Below are 14,398 nucleotides of genomic sequence, written 5' to 3' on the forward strand. Positions count from 1 at the left end.
GCGATGGACCTTCCGTCCACGTCCAGTCAGTCCACCCTCCAGACCATCGCCGTCGTCGGCCTCGGCACGATGGGCACCGGCATCGCCGAGGTCCTCGCCCGGGCCGGCCGCGAGGTCATCGGCATCGACGTCAGCGACACCGCCACCCGCCGGGCCACCGCCTCCCTCGCGGCCGCCACGGCCCGTTCGGTGACCCGCGAGCGCCTCACCGAGCAGGAGCGGGAGGGCGTGCTGGCCCGCTTCCGCACCTTCACCGAGCTGACCGCCGCGGCCGACGCCGATCTCGTCATCGAGGTCGTTCCGGAGAACTACGAGCTCAAGCAGCGCCTGTTCCGCGAGCTCGACGCGATCGTCCGGCCCGACACGATCCTGGCGACCGGCACCAACGCCCTGTCGGTGACCCGCCTCGCCGCCGAGTCGCAGCGTCCCGAGCGCGTCCTCGGCCTGCACTTCTTCAACCCGGCCCCGGCGATGAAGCTGGTCGAGGTCGTCTCCAGCGTCCTCACCGCCCCGACGGCCGTCGAGGCGGTCACCGCGCTGGCCCGCGAGCTCGGCAAGGAGCCCGTCTCGGTCGGCGACCGCCCCGGCTTCGTCGCGGACGGCCTGCTCTTCGGCTACCTCAACCAGGCCGCCGCGATGTACGAGTCGAAGTACGCCTCCCGCGAGGACATCGACGCGGCGATGCGGCTCGGCTGCGGCCTGCCCATGGGCCCGCTCGCGCTGCTCGACCTGATCGGCGTGGACACCGCCCGGACCGTCCTGGAGGCCATGTACTCCTCCTCCGGCGACCGGCTGCACGCCCCGGCCCCGATCCTGGGCCACCTCGCCGAGGCCGGCCTGACCGGGCAGAAGTCCGGGCGCGGGTTCTACACGTACGAGGAGCCGGGCAGCTCCACGATCGTCCGCGACGCGCAGACCCCGCTGGACGGGGCCCGGCTCGGCGAGGGCCGTCCGGTCCGCTCGGTCGGCGTGGCCGGCTCCGGCACCATGGCGAGCGGTATCGCGCAGGTCTTCGCGCAGGCCGGCTTCGTGGTGGTGCTCGCCGCCCGCAGCCAGGAGAAGGCGGACGCCGCGAAGGCCGCGATCGGCAAGTCCTTGGGCCGTGCGGTGTCCAAGGGCCGGCTGACCGAGGAGGGCGCCGCGCAGACGCTGGCCCTGATCACCCCGGCCGGCTCGCTGGACGCGTTCGCCGACGTGGACCTGGCCGTGGAGGCCGTCGCGGAGGACCTGGCGGTCAAGCAGGAGCTGTTCGCGGCCCTGGACAAGGTCTGCAAGCCGGGCGCGGTGCTGGCCACCACCACCTCCTCGCTGCCGGTGATCGCGGTCGCCCGCGTGACCTCGCGTCCCCAGGACGTGATCGGCATGCACTTCTTCAACCCGGCGCCTGCGATGAAGCTGGTCGAGGTGGTCCGGACCGTCCTGACCTCCGACGACGTGCACGCCACGGTCCGCGAGATCTGCACGAAGGTGCGCAAGCACCCGGTGGACTGCGGGGACCGGGCCGGCTTCATCGTGAACGCGCTGCTGTTCCCGTACTTGAACAACGCCGTCAAGATGGTCGAGCAGCACTACGCCAGCCTCGACGACATCGACGCCGCCATGAAGCTGGGCGGCGGCTACCCGATGGGGCCGTTCGAGCTCCTCGACGTCGTCGGCCTGGACGTCTCGCTGGCGATCGAGAAGGTCCTCCACAAGGAGTTCCGCGACCCGGGACTGGCCCCCTCCCCGCTGCTGGAGCACCTGGTGGCGGCTGGCTGCCTGGGCCGGAAGACCGGCCGCGGATTCCGTGAGTACGCCCGCCGGTAAGCAGCGCCCTGGCCAGGTGCCCCAAGAGCCGGATGCGTGGGGAGGGCTGCTCGGGTCTGCCGGACCCTCACGGCAGGCCATACCTTCCGAGCCCAGTGCGGGCTCTCCCCCGCATCCACCCCTGTCCCACCCCCCTCAGGCGCGCTCCCCTGCGCAAATGAAGTACTTTCGATCCATGTCCCAGCCCGCCAAGACCTCGCCCCGCGCCGCCACGGCCTCCGACAGCCCGGAGAGCACGGCCGGCACCAAGGCGGCCGCGCAGCGGCTCAAGATGCGCCGTGAGCTCGCGGCCGCCGCGATGGAGCTGTTCGCGACCAAGGGGTACGAGGCGACGACGGTCGACGAGATCGCCGCGACCGCGGGGGTGGCGCGCCGGACCTTCTTCCGGCACTTCCGCTCCAAGGAAGAGGCGATCTTCCCGGACCACGACGACACCTTGACCAGGGCCGAGGCGGTGCTGGACGTGGCCCCGGCGCACGAGCACCCGCTCGACACGGTGTGCCGCGGGATCAAGGAAGTCATGAAGATGTACGCCGCCTCGCCGGCGGTGTCGGTGGAGCGTTACCGGCTGACCCGCGAGGTGCCGGCGCTGCGGGAGCGGGAGATCGCCTCGGTGGCCCGGTACGAGCGGCTGTTCACCCGCTATCTGCTCGCCCACTTCGACGAGACCGACCACCACGACGGCAACGACGACCCGCTGCTGGCCGAGGTGGCCGCCTCGGCGGTCGTCACGGCCCACAACCACGTGCTGCGGCGCTGGCTGCGGGCGGGCGGTCAGGGGGACGTGGAGGCGCAGCTGGACCACGCCTTCTCGATCGTGCGGAAGACCTTCGGTACGGGGATCGGCGCGGGCCGGACCCTGAATACGGCGTCGGCCCCGGCCGCGCCGGCGGAGGTCCGCACGCAGGGCGAGGTGCTGGTTGCGGTGGCCCGTACGGACGCCCCGCTCGACGAGGTCATGCGGACCATCGAGGAAGCACTGAGGAACAAGCAGTAGTCACACCCGCCGAGTCACACACATCACAGTGGCCGCCCCCGTTCCGGGGGCGGCCGCTTTTGTTTGTCCGACTTGCCCCTACTCACGGGTAACTCTGATCGATCATCGCTCATCTGCGCAGGTCAATAGGCAAATGAGAGAAAGTTTTGGCACGCGGTGCCTTGCTGAGTGACACGGGGTGCCATACGTTGAATCTCGTCCGGATGTCCCCGCGGTCCACGCCCACTCGGCACGAACCGCGCCCCGGATGCCTGCGTCACCAGGCACCGCACGCCTCACCACGGGCGTCGCCAGCACCACAGCTCCGCCGGACCGACGGCATCTCGCAGCACCGCAGCACCGCAGCACCACACCCGTTCCACGCACCTGCGTATCCCTCAGCGCACCCTCATCAGCGCTTCGCCGGAGGCAACACCGTGAAGGACATCCTGGACGCGATCCAGTCGCAGGCCGCTACGGCCGCCGACTTCGCGGCCCTGCCGCTCCCCGACTCGTACCGCGCGATCACCGTGCACAAGGACGAGGCGGAGATGTTCGCAGGGCTCACCACCCGCGAGAAGGACCCGCGCAAGTCCCTGCACCTCGACCAGGTGCCCGTGCCGGAGCTCGGCCCGGGCGAGGCCCTGGTGGCCGTCATGGCCTCGTCGGTCAACTACAACTCCGTGTGGACCTCGATCTTCGAGCCGGTGTCCACCTTCAGCTTCCTGGAGCGCTACGGGCGCCTGTCGGAGCTCACCAAGCGCCACGACCTCCCGTACCACGTCATCGGTTCGGACCTCGCGGGCGTCGTGCTGCGCACCGGCCCCGGCGTCAACGCCTGGAAGCCCGGCGACGAGGTCGTCGCGCACTGCCTCTCGGTCGAGCTGGAGTCCTCGGACGGCCACAACGACACGATGCTCGACCCCGAGCAGCGCATCTGGGGCTTCGAGACGAACTTCGGCGGTCTCGCCGAGATCGCACTCGTCAAGTCCAACCAGCTGATGCCCAAGCCCGACCACCTGAGCTGGGAGGAGGCCGCCTCCCCGGGCCTGGTCAACTCCACCGCCTACCGCCAGCTGGTCTCCCGCAACGGCGCCGGCATGAAGCAGGGCGACAACGTCCTGATCTGGGGCGCCAGCGGCGGACTCGGCTCGTACGCCACCCAGTTCGCGCTGGCCGGCGGCGCCAACCCGATCTGCGTCGTCTCCAGCGCGCAGAAGGCGGACATCTGCCGCGCGATGGGCGCGACCGCGATCATCGACCGCAGCGCCGAGGGCTACAAGTTCTGGAAGGACGAGCACACCCAGGACCCCAAGGAGTGGAAGCGCTTCGGCAAGCGCATCCGCGAGCTGACCGGCGGCGAGGACGTGGACATCGTCTTCGAGCACCCGGGCCGCGAGACCTTCGGCGCCTCCGTGTACGTCACCCGCAAGGGCGGCACCATCGTCACCTGCGCCTCGACCTCGGGCTACAACCACGAGTACGACAACCGCTACCTGTGGATGTCGCTCAAGCGGATCGTGGGCTCGCACTTCGCCAACTACCGCGAGGCCTGGGAGGCCAACCGCCTGGTGGCCAAGGGCAAGATCCACCCCACGCTGTCCAAGGTCTACTCCCTCGAGGAGACGGGCCAGGCCGCGTACGACGTCCACCGCAACCTCCACCAGGGCAAGGTCGGCGTGCTCGCCCTCGCCCCCGAGGAGGGCCTCGGTGTCCGCGACCACGAGATGCGCGCGACGCACCTCGACGCGATCAACCGCTTCCGCAACGTCTGAGACAGCCTCAAAGGCCAAAGGGACAGCCTGAGATGACAGAGCGCCAGAAGGACCGTCCGTGGCTCATGCGGACGTACGCCGGCCACTCCACGGCCGAGGCGTCCAACGAGCTGTACCGCCGCAACCTCGCCAAGGGCCAGACCGGCCTGTCGGTCGCGTTCGACCTTCCGACGCAGACCGGCTACGACCCCGACCACATCCTCGCCCGCGGCGAGGTGGGCCGGGTCGGGGTCCCGGTCTCCCATCTGGGCGACATGCGGCGGCTGTTCCAGGACATCCCCCTGGAACAGATGAACACCTCGATGACGATCAACGCCACCGCCATGTGGCTGCTGGCGCTCTACCAGGTGGCCGCCGAGGAGCAGGGCGCGGACGTCTCCCAGCTCCAGGGCACCACCCAGAACGACATCGTCAAGGAGTACCTCTCCCGCGGGACGCACGTCTTCCCGCCGGGGCCGTCCCTCCGCCTGACGACGGACATGATCGCGTACACGGTCAACCACATCCCGAAGTGGAACCCGATCAACATCTGCAGCTACCACCTGCAGGAGGCCGGGGCCACCCCGGTCCAGGAGATCTCGTACGCGATGTCCACCGCGATCGCCGTCCTCGACTCGGTGCGCGACTCGGGCCAGGTGCCCGAGGAGCGCTTCGGCGAGGTGGTCGCCCGGATCTCCTTCTTCGTGAACGCGGGCGTCCGCTTCATCGAGGAGATGTGCAAGATGCGCGCCTTCGGCCGCATCTGGGACAAGGTCACCCGTGAGCGCTACGGCATCGAGAACGACAAGCAGCGCCGCTTCCGGTACGGCGTCCAGGTCAACTCCCTGGGCCTGACCGAGGCGCAGCCGGAGAACAACGTCCAGCGCATCGTGCTGGAGATGCTGGCCGTCACCCTCTCCAAGGACGCCCGCGCCCGCGCCGTGCAGCTGCCCGCCTGGAACGAGGCGCTGGGCCTGCCCCGGCCCTGGGACCAGCAGTGGTCGCTGCGCATCCAGCAGGTCCTCGCACACGAGAGCGACCTGCTGGAGTACGAGGACATCTTCGCCGGTTCCCACGTCATCGAGGCCAAAGTCGACTCCCTGGTCGCCGACTGCCTGGCCGAGATCGACCGGATCCAGGAGATGGGCGGCGCCATGGCCGCCGTCGAGTCCGGGTACCTGAAGTCCCAGCTGGTCTCCTCGCACGCCGAGCGGCGTGCCCGGATCGAGGCCGGCGAGGACAAGATCGTCGGTGTCAACTGCTTCCAGCAGACCGAGGAGAACCCGCTCACGTCCGACCTGGACGGCGCCATCATGACGGTCGACCCTGCAGTGGAGGCGCTCACCGTCGAGCGCATCGTCCGCTGGCGGGCCGAGCGGCAGGAGTCCTCGGAGCGGCAGGGGAACGGCGATCCCTTCGTCTTTCCCACCACCCAGCAGGCCCTGGAGCGCCTCAAGGAGGCCGCGGCGGGGACCGAGAACCTGATGGAAGCCACCCTGGAGTGCGCCCGTGCGGGCGTCACCACCGGCGAGTGGTCGAGCGCGCTGCGCGAGGTGTTCGGCGAGTTCCGCGCCCCGACCGGGGTCTCCTCGGCCCCGGTCGCGGTCACGGCCGAGCCCGGCACGCCGATGCACGAGGTCCGCGAGAAGGTGGCCCGTACGGCCGACGAGCTCGGCTCGGGCCGGCTGCGGCTGCTGGTCGGCAAGCCCGGCCTGGACGGACACTCCAACGGCGCCGAGCAGATAGCCGTCCGGGCCCGCGACGCCGGCTTCGAGGTGGTCTACCAAGGCATCCGGCTGACGCCCGAAGAGATCTCCTCCGCGGCGCTGGCCGAGGACGTGCACTGCGTGGGACTGTCCATCCTGTCCGGATCCCACAGCGCACTCGTCCCGGATGTCCTCGAACGCCTGCGCGTGGCGGGGGCGGGTGACATTCCCGTCATCGTCGGAGGCATCATTCCGAACGCGGATGCCGTGACACTGAAGGCGGCCGGTGTGGCAGCCGTCTTCACGCCGAAGGACTTCGGCATCACGGAGATCATCGGCCGCATCGTCGACGAGATCCGCAAAGCCAACAAGCTCGACCCCCTTCAAGACACCGCAAACCTTGCAAGCACGGAGGTCCCCGCATGACCACGCCCGTCCACCCGGTGAACCGTCTTCGCCCGCGTCGCTCCTGCCTCGCGGTCCCGGGTTCGAACCCGCGCTTCCTGGAGAAGGCCCAGGGCCTGCCGGCCGACCAGGTCTTCCTGGACCTGGAGGACGCCTGCGCGCCGCTCGCCAAGGAAGGCGCCCGCCACACGATCGTGGACGCGCTGAACAACGGTGACTGGACGGGCAAGACCCGGGTCGTGCGGGTCAACGACTGGACCACGCACTGGACGTACCGCGACGTCATCACGGTCGTGGAGGGTGCGGGCCAGAACCTCGACTGCATCATGCTGCCGAAGGTCCAGGACGCCCAGCAGGTCGTGGCGCTGGACCTGCTGCTGACCCAGATCGAGAAGACGATGGGCTTCGAGGTCGGCAAGATCGGCATCGAGGCGCAGATCGAGAACGCCAAGGGCCTGGTGAACGTCGACGAGATCGCCGCCGCCTCGCCCCGGCTGGAGACCATCATCTTCGGCCCGGCCGACTTCATGGCCTCCATCAACATGAAGTCGCTGGTCGTGGGCATGCAGCCGCCCGGCTACGGCGCGGACGCCTACCACTACATCCTGATGCGGATCCTGATGGCGGCCCGCATGCACAACCTCCAGGCGATCGACGGCCCCTTCCTCCAGATCCGCGACGTGGACGCGTACCGCGAGGTGGCGGGCCGGGCGGCGGCGCTGGGCTTCGACGGCAAGTGGGTGCTGCACCCGGGCCAGGTCGACGCGGCGAACGAGGTCTTCTCCCCCTCCCAGGAGGACTACGACCACTCCGAGCTGATCCTCGACGCGTACGACTGGTGCACCTCCGAGGCCGGCGGCAAGAAGGGCTCGGCCATGCTCGGCGACGAGATGATCGACGAGGCCAGCCGCAAGATGGCCCTGGTCATCGCGGGCAAGGGCCGCGCGGCCGGGATGCAGCGCACCACCAAGTTCGAGATCCCGGAGGCCTGATCCCGATGCAGTTCGGACGCACTTACGAAGAGTTCGAGGTCGGGGCGGTCTACAAGCACTGGCCCGGAAAGACGGTCACCGAGTACGACGACCACCTCTTCTGCCTGCTGACCATGAACCACCACCCGCTCCACATGGACAGCAATTACGCGGAGAACACGACCGACTTCGGCAAGAACGTGGTCGTGGGCAACTACATCTACTCGCTGCTGCTGGGCATGTCCGTACCGGACGTCTCCGGGAAGGCCATCGCCAACCTGGAGATCGAGTCCCTGCGGCACGTGGCGCCGACCTTCCACGGCGACACCATCTACGGCGAGACCACGGTCCTCGACAAGACCCCGTCCAAGTCGAAGAACGACCGCGGGATCGTCTTCGTGGAGACCAAGGGCTACAAGCAGGACGGCACCCTCGTCTGCGTCTTCCGGCGCAAGGTGATGGTCCCGACCGAGACGTACATCAAGGAGCGCGGCGGCGAGCAGCCCGGCCGCCCGCAGCTGAAGGAACAGGGGAAGTAGCCATGGCCCGACTCGCCCAGACCGCCGGGCTCACCGACGTCCAGCGGGAGATCCTCAAGACCGTCCGGGAGTTCGTCGACAAGGAGATCATCCCGGTCGCGACCGAGCTCGAACACCGTGACGAATACCCGCAGCAGATCGTCGACGGCCTCAAGGAGCTCGGCCTCTTCGGGCTGATGATCCCCGAGGAGTACGGCGGCCTGGGTGAGTCGCTGCTCACCTACGCACTGTGCGTGGAGGAGATAGCGCGGGGCTGGATGTCCGTCTCGGGCATCATCAACACCCACTTCATCGTGGCGTACATGCTCAAGCAGCACGGCACCCAGGAGCAGAAGGACCACTTCCTGCCCCGCATGGCGCTGGGCGAGGTGCGCGGCGCGTTCTCGATGTCCGAGCCGGGGCTGGGCTCCGACGTGTCGGCCATCACGTCCAAGGCGGTCAAGGACGGCGACGAGTACGTCCTGAACGGCCAGAAGATGTGGCTGACGAACGGCGGCAGCTCCACGCTGGTGGCGGTCCTCGTGCGAAGTGACGAAGGCCACCCCGAGGGCACGGCCCCGCACAAGTCGATGACGACCTTCCTCGTCGAGAAGGAGCCCGGCTTCGGTGAGGTCCGTCCGGGCCTGACCATCCCGGGCAAGATCGACAAGATGGGCTACAAGGGCGTCGACACGACCGAGCTCATCATGGACGGACTGCGCATTCCGGCCAATCGGGTCCTCGGAGGCCAGACGGGCCGAGGGTTTTACCAAATGATGGACGGGGTCGAGGTCGGCCGCGTCAACGTGGCGGCGCGTGGCTGCGGTGTCGCTCAGCGTGCGTTCGAGCTGGGTGTCTCGTATGCCCAGCAACGTCACACTTTCGGCAAGGCGATCGCCGAGCACCAGGCCATCCAGTTCAAGCTGGCCGAGATGGCTACCAAGGTCGAGGCCGCCCATGCGATGATGGTGAATGCAGCACGCAAAAAGGACTCCGGGGAACGAAACGACCTCGAAGCAGGGATGGCGAAGTACCTCGCCTCCGAATACTGCAAGGAGGTGGTGGAGGACGCCTTCCGTATCCATGGCGGCTACGGATTCTCGAAGGAGTACGAGATCGAGCGCCTCTACCGGGAGGCACCGATGCTGCTGATCGGTGAAGGTACCGCCGAGATCCAGAAAATGATCATCGGTCGGCGCCTTCTCGAGGAGTACCGACTCCAGGGCTGAAAGTCCCTTTTGCGGCGGATCCTCCATGGGTTCGTCGCAAAAGAATCACTGGCAGTCACTGGCCTGCGGCCATCGACTCGGCTTCTGGCTTGCCCAGTTGTTGCGTGCAACCGATAGCATTCCAGTAAAGCCGCCGTCCCGTCCCCCTGTTTGCGGCGCGGCAATCACCCGCTACGAAGGTCATCCATGCCCCACAGCCAAACCTCTGCACCTCGCGTCGGCATCCTCGGTGGACGTCTCGCACGCGGAGCATCGCCGTGGCTTCTGCCGACCGTCGCCACCGCTGCGCTCAGCCTCACCCGGGCCCGCAAGTCCGGGCGCTGGGCGGCAGTGGCCGTGCCCACCACCGCTCTCGCGGCGGGCATGCTGTGGTTCTTCCGCGACCCCGAGCGTGAGATCACGCAGGGCCGTGTCATCTCGCCCGCCGACGGTGTGGTGCAGAGCATCATGCCGTGGAAGGACGGGCGGACCCGGGTCGCGATCTTCATGAGCCCGCTGAACGTCCACGTCAACCGCGCGCCCCTCGCGGGCACGGTGACGTCCGTGGAGCACATCCCCGGCGGGTTCGTCCCGGCGTTCAACAAGGAGAGCGAGAACAACGAGCGCGTTGTCTGGCACTTCGACACCGAGCTCGGCGACATCGAGATGGTGCAGATCGCCGGCGCCGTCGCTCGCCGCATCGTCCCGTACCTGCCGGCCGGTACCAAGGTGGAGCAGGGCGAACGCATCGGTCTGATCCGCTTCGGCTCCCGCGTCGACATCTACCTCCCCGAGGGTGTCGAGGTCGCGGTCGAAGTCGGCCAGGCCACCACCGCGGGGGTGACCCGAATTGACCGTGACTGACCCTGAGACTCCCACCACACCGTCGGGTGGGTGGGTGCCCGAGGCCGCAGAGGAGGAGTCCGCCGAGGACGACATGCCGCTCTCGCTGCGGCTGTCGATAGCGGACACCCTCACCCTCGGCAACGCAACGTGCGGATTCATGGCGGTGTACTTCACCACCACCGGGATCCTCATCCCGCACCTCACCGGCAGTGGCGAGTCGGGCATGGCCCGCAACAGCGCCGCGACGGCAGTGATACTGATGCTGCTCGCCGCGGTCTTCGACCTCTTCGACGGCATCGTGGCCCGCAAGCTGCGCAGCTCGCCGATGGGCGCCGAGCTGGACAACCTGTCCGACCTGATCAGCTTCGGCCTGGCTCCCGCGTACTTCGTGCTCGTCTACGGCATGGTCGCCGACGACGCGGTGCAGAAGATGTCGGCGCTGGCCGCGATCGTGGTGCTGCTGGCCGTGGTCCTGCGCCTGGCGAGATTCAGCTGCGTGACCATGAAGGACGGCATGTTCCAGGGCATGCCGAGCCCCTTCGGCGCGCTGACGGTCGTCTCGATCGTGCTGCTGGAGCTGCCGTTCGTCCCGACCCTGCTGGCGATCATCGGGGTGGCCTGGCTGATGGTGAGCCGGGTCGAGTACCCGAAGCCGCGGGGTGTCCTCGCGGTGGCGATGCTGAGCTGGATCGTCGGGGCCATGGGCCTGCTGGCGGCCTGGGCGTTCGACGCCCCGGGCGGTCAGCTGCTGCTCCAGGCGGGCTGCGCGCTGCAGATCGCTCTCGCGGCGACCATCCCGCTGTTCGCGACGACCCGTCGCGCGAACACGTTCCGCCACAACCGCCGGGAGGCGCGAGCGGCGTCGCAGCTCCCGTAACACTGCTTTCGAAGGGTCCCCGGTGCCGATGCGGCACCGGGGGCCCTTTTGCGTGTACGGGGGCTGCGAAGGGGGGCGGGGCCGGTGGTGGGGCGGGGGGCGTCCGGGGTAGGCATGATTTATGGCCCCACCCGGCGCCGGAGACCTCGGCCGGGTTACGGGCCACAAATCACGTTTTACACCCCGGACGACCCCCCGCCCCACCACCGTCCCCGCCCCGGGACGCCCCTGAATCCCCCCTCGTCCGGCCCTCGAAGACCCCCGGCAAGGGATGGGGGCGCCCCTCGAAGACCACGACACCCGGCCGGGGACGGCGGCCTCGAAGTCGCCTCGGCCAGGGATGGGGGCGCGCCTCGAAAACACCCGGCCGGGGACGGGGTCGCGCCTCGAAGACGCCCGGCCGGGGGCGGGGGCGGGGTGGGGCACTGTCCGGGGTGTAAAACGTGATTTGTGGCCGACACCCCGGAATGCCTGTGTTGCTGGGCTCAGGGGCCATAAATCATGCCTACCCCGGACAGTGCCCCACCCCGCCCCCGTCCCCGGCCCACCCCGACCGGCCCCCGGCCCACCCGCCGCCGCAGCGCCCCCGCCACCCCCGAAGAGCCACGGCCCACCCGCCGCCGCAGCCCCCCGCCACCCCCGAACGGCTACAGCCCACCCGCCGCCGCAGCGCCCCCGCCACCCCCAGAGAGCTACGGCCCACCCGCCGCCGCAGCCCCCACCACCCCCGGAGGGCTACGCTTGATGTCGGAAAACCGCCAGCCCCGGCGCCACCGGGCCAGGATGCTGGAGCCATGTACACCGACACCGAGCGCTGCGTCAGGGCCGTGCAGTCGAAGGACGCCCGTTTCGACGGGTGGTTCTTCACCGCCGTGCGGACCACCGGGATCTACTGCCGTCCCAGCTGCCCCGCGGTGCCGCCCAAGGTCGAGAACATGACCTTCCTGCCCAGCGCCGCCGCCTGTCAGCAGGCCGGGTTCCGGGCCTGCAAGCGGTGCCGGCCCGACACCTCCCCCGGCTCCCCCGAGTGGAACGCCCGCGCCGACGCCGTCGCCCGGGCCATGCGGCTCATCCAGGACGGCGTCGTCGACCGCGAGGGCGTCCCCGGGCTCGCGGCGCGGCTGGGGTACTCCACCCGCCAGGTCGAGCGGCAGCTGGGCGCCGAGCTCGGCGCCGGGCCCCTCGCCCTCGCCCGGGCACAGCGCGCCCAGACCGCCCGGCTGCTCATCGAGACCTCCGAGCTGCCCATGGGCGACATCGCCTTCGCCGCCGGGTTCTCCTCCATCCGGACCTTCAACGAGACCGTCCGCGAGGTCTTCGCCCTCGCCCCCGGCGAGCTGCGCCTGCGGGCCGAGAAGGCGAACCGGCACGTCCCCAGGGTGCCCGGGACCATCAGCCTTCGCCTGCCCTTCCGGGCTCCGCTCAACCCCGACAACCTCTTCGGCCACCTCGCCGCGACCGCGGTCCCCGGCGTCGAGGAGTGGCGGGCCGGCGCGTACCGCCGGACGCTGAGGCTCCCGTACGGCACCGGGGTCGTCGCACTGACCCCGCGGCCCGACCACATCGGCTGCCAGCTCGCCCTCACCGACCTGCGCGACCTCACCATCGCCATCAGCCGCTGCCGCTGGATGCTCGACCTCGACGCCGACCCCGAGGCCGTCGACGAGCAGCTGCGCTCCGACCCGCTGCTGGCCCCCCTCGTCGACAAGGCCCCGGGGCGCCGGGTACCGCGTACGGTCGACGCGGCGGAGTTCGCCGTAAGGGCGGTGCTCGGCCAGCAGGTGTCCACGGCCGCGGCCCGTACGCACGCCGCCCGGCTGGTCACCTCGTACGGGGAACCGGTGGCCGACCCCGATCCCGAGGGCGGGCTGACCCACCTGTTCCCCTCGCCGCAGGCGCTGGCCGCCCTGGACCCGGCGTCCCTGGCCCTCCCGGCGAGCCGGCGCACCACCCTCACCACCCTCGTCGGCGCGCTGGCCGACGGCTCCCTCCCGCTCGGCATCGACAGCGACTGGGAGGCGGCCCGCACGCAGCTGAACGCGATGCCCGGGTTCGGCCCGTGGACCACGGAGGTGATCGCGATGCGGGCGCTGGGCGATCCCGACGCCTTCCTGCCGTCCGACCTCGGGGTCCGGCGGGCCGCGAAGGAGCTCGGACTGCCGTCCACGCCCGCGGCGCTCACCGCCCGGGCCGCCGGCTGGCGGCCCTGGCGCGCGTACGCCGTGCAGTACCTGTGGGCCACCGACGCCCACCCCGTCAACCACCTGCCCGTCTGAGGAGTGCATCCCGTCATGAGCACCACGAACACCATGAGCACCAAGCAGCACGCCGTTGTCGAGAGCCCCTACGGCCCGCTCACCCTGGTCGCCACGGACGGCGTCCTCAGCGGCCTGTACATGACCGGGCAGCGGCACCGGCCCGCCGAGGAGTCCTTCGGGGAGCGGGTCGCCGCGACCGAGGAGCCCTTCCCCGAGGTCGTGAGGCAGCTGACCGCGTACTTCGCCGGGGAGCTCACCGAGTTCGACGTGCCCGTCCGGCTGGAGGGCACCGCGTTCCAGCGCAGCGTGTGGGACCAGCTCGTACGGATCCCCTACGGCGAGACCTGGTCGTACGGGGAGCTCGCGGCCAAGCTCGGCAAGCCGAACGCCTCGCGCGCGGTGGGCCTGGCCAACGGGAAGAACCCGGTCAGCATCATCGTGCCGTGCCACCGGGTGATCGGTGCCTCGGGCAGCATGACCGGCTACGGCGGCGGCGTCGAGCGCAAGGTGCGGCTGCTGGCCTTCGAGGCCGGCGAGGCCACTCTTTGAATCGGACCAGCGTGATTCGGACCGGGGTGATTCGGACCGGCATGGGCCGGATCGGCGCGGGTCAGACCAGCGCGAGCGGGACGAGCAGGGCGAACGCGGCGCCCGCCTCCACCGCGTAGCCGAAGAGCGAGGGGTGCTGGACGGGGGCGGCGAGCAGGACCACGCTCTGCTGGGCGGTGGCCGCCGCCACCCAGTCGGCGTCGGCGCCGAGGTTGCCCTGGTACCAGCCCTCGCAGGCGCCGGGGCCGGTCACGGCGAGGAGGTCGTCCTCGCGGCGGTAAAAGGCCTGCCAGCCGGCGGCGGGGACGGACCAGCCCTCGAAATCGGTGAACTGGGCCCAGCCGCCCTCGCGTATCGCGGTGTCGAACAGCCACACCGGCGTTCCCTCGGCGGTGACCTCGCCGCCCGCCTGCTGTTCGGTGGTGAAGTGGACCATGGGCAGGGCGTCGGGCCCGTCGGCGGTGCTGGGCCAGGCGTACATCGTGATCATCAGATGATTCTGTTCTGCTCGAAGTAAGCCCGGT

General features: G+C 69.9%; 12 protein-coding genes. 11 read left to right on the forward strand and 1 reads right to left on the reverse strand.

The annotated features are described in order from the left end of the window. Positions 1-3: 3 nt before the first annotated feature. The 11 genes from ACZ5WG_RS20870 to ACZ5WG_RS20920 all read left to right on the forward strand — a co-directional run bounded on the left by ACZ5WG_RS20870 (position 4) and on the right by ACZ5WG_RS20920 (position 13,874). Complete coding sequence (locus ACZ5WG_RS20870) at positions 4-1,806, forward strand: 3-hydroxyacyl-CoA dehydrogenase family protein (protein ID WP_468724963.1); 1,803 nt, start codon at positions 4-6, stop codon at positions 1,804-1,806. A gap of 175 nt (positions 1,807-1,981) precedes the next feature. Continuing rightward, positions 1,982-2,803 carry a TetR family transcriptional regulator gene (locus ACZ5WG_RS20875; protein ID WP_468724964.1) on the forward strand — a complete coding sequence of 274 codons (822 nt, stop codon included), beginning with the start codon at positions 1,982-1,984 and terminating at the stop codon, positions 2,801-2,803. 416 nt (positions 2,804-3,219) lie between these two features. Further along, positions 3,220-4,557: a crotonyl-CoA carboxylase/reductase gene (gene ccrA / locus ACZ5WG_RS20880; protein ID WP_468724966.1), complete on the forward strand. Its 1,338-nt coding sequence runs from the start codon at positions 3,220-3,222 to the stop codon at positions 4,555-4,557. A gap of 32 nt (positions 4,558-4,589) precedes the next feature. Beyond that, positions 4,590-6,668, forward strand: coding sequence for a protein meaA (locus tag ACZ5WG_RS20885; RefSeq protein WP_468724968.1), 2,079 nt, complete (start codon positions 4,590-4,592; stop codon positions 6,666-6,668). Further along, positions 6,665-7,639 carry an HpcH/HpaI aldolase/citrate lyase family protein gene (locus ACZ5WG_RS20890; protein WP_327265232.1) on the forward strand — a complete coding sequence of 325 codons (975 nt, stop codon included), beginning with the start codon at positions 6,665-6,667 and terminating at the stop codon, positions 7,637-7,639. Before ACZ5WG_RS20885 ends, ACZ5WG_RS20890 begins: the two co-directional genes overlap by 4 nt. A 5-nt stretch (positions 7,640-7,644) precedes the next feature. Continuing rightward, positions 7,645-8,157, forward strand: a complete 513-nt coding sequence (locus tag ACZ5WG_RS20895; RefSeq protein WP_468724969.1) for a MaoC family dehydratase — start codon at positions 7,645-7,647, stop codon at positions 8,155-8,157. Between the two features lie 2 nt (positions 8,158-8,159). Continuing rightward, positions 8,160-9,365 carry an acyl-CoA dehydrogenase family protein gene (locus tag ACZ5WG_RS20900; protein ID WP_030868030.1) on the forward strand — a complete coding sequence of 402 codons (1,206 nt, stop codon included), beginning with the start codon at positions 8,160-8,162 and terminating at the stop codon, positions 9,363-9,365. Between the two features lie 186 nt (positions 9,366-9,551). Continuing rightward, positions 9,552-10,208, forward strand: coding sequence for a phosphatidylserine decarboxylase (locus ACZ5WG_RS20905; RefSeq protein ID WP_030868027.1), 657 nt, complete (start codon positions 9,552-9,554; stop codon positions 10,206-10,208). Between the two features lie 34 nt (positions 10,209-10,242). Continuing rightward, complete coding sequence (gene pssA, locus ACZ5WG_RS20910) at positions 10,243-11,067, forward strand: CDP-diacylglycerol--serine O-phosphatidyltransferase (protein ID WP_468724970.1); 825 nt, start codon at positions 10,243-10,245, stop codon at positions 11,065-11,067. Between the two features lie 794 nt (positions 11,068-11,861). After that, positions 11,862-13,343, forward strand: coding sequence for an AlkA N-terminal domain-containing protein (locus ACZ5WG_RS20915; RefSeq protein ID WP_468724972.1), 1,482 nt, complete (start codon positions 11,862-11,864; stop codon positions 13,341-13,343). A 15-nt stretch (positions 13,344-13,358) separates the two neighbouring features. Further along, positions 13,359-13,874, forward strand: coding sequence for a methylated-DNA--[protein]-cysteine S-methyltransferase (locus ACZ5WG_RS20920; RefSeq protein WP_468724974.1), 516 nt, complete (start codon positions 13,359-13,361; stop codon positions 13,872-13,874). Positions 13,875-13,935: 61 nt separating this feature from the next. Here the strand turns inward: ACZ5WG_RS20920 and ACZ5WG_RS20925 are convergent, their stop codons facing one another. Continuing rightward, positions 13,936-14,364 (reverse strand): hypothetical protein, encoded by a 429-nt coding sequence (locus ACZ5WG_RS20925; protein ID WP_468724975.1) that lies wholly within the window; start codon positions 14,362-14,364, stop codon positions 13,936-13,938. Positions 14,365-14,398: the final 34 nt, after the last annotated feature.

This window comes from Streptomyces sp. NPDC032745 (genome assembly GCF_055579465.1).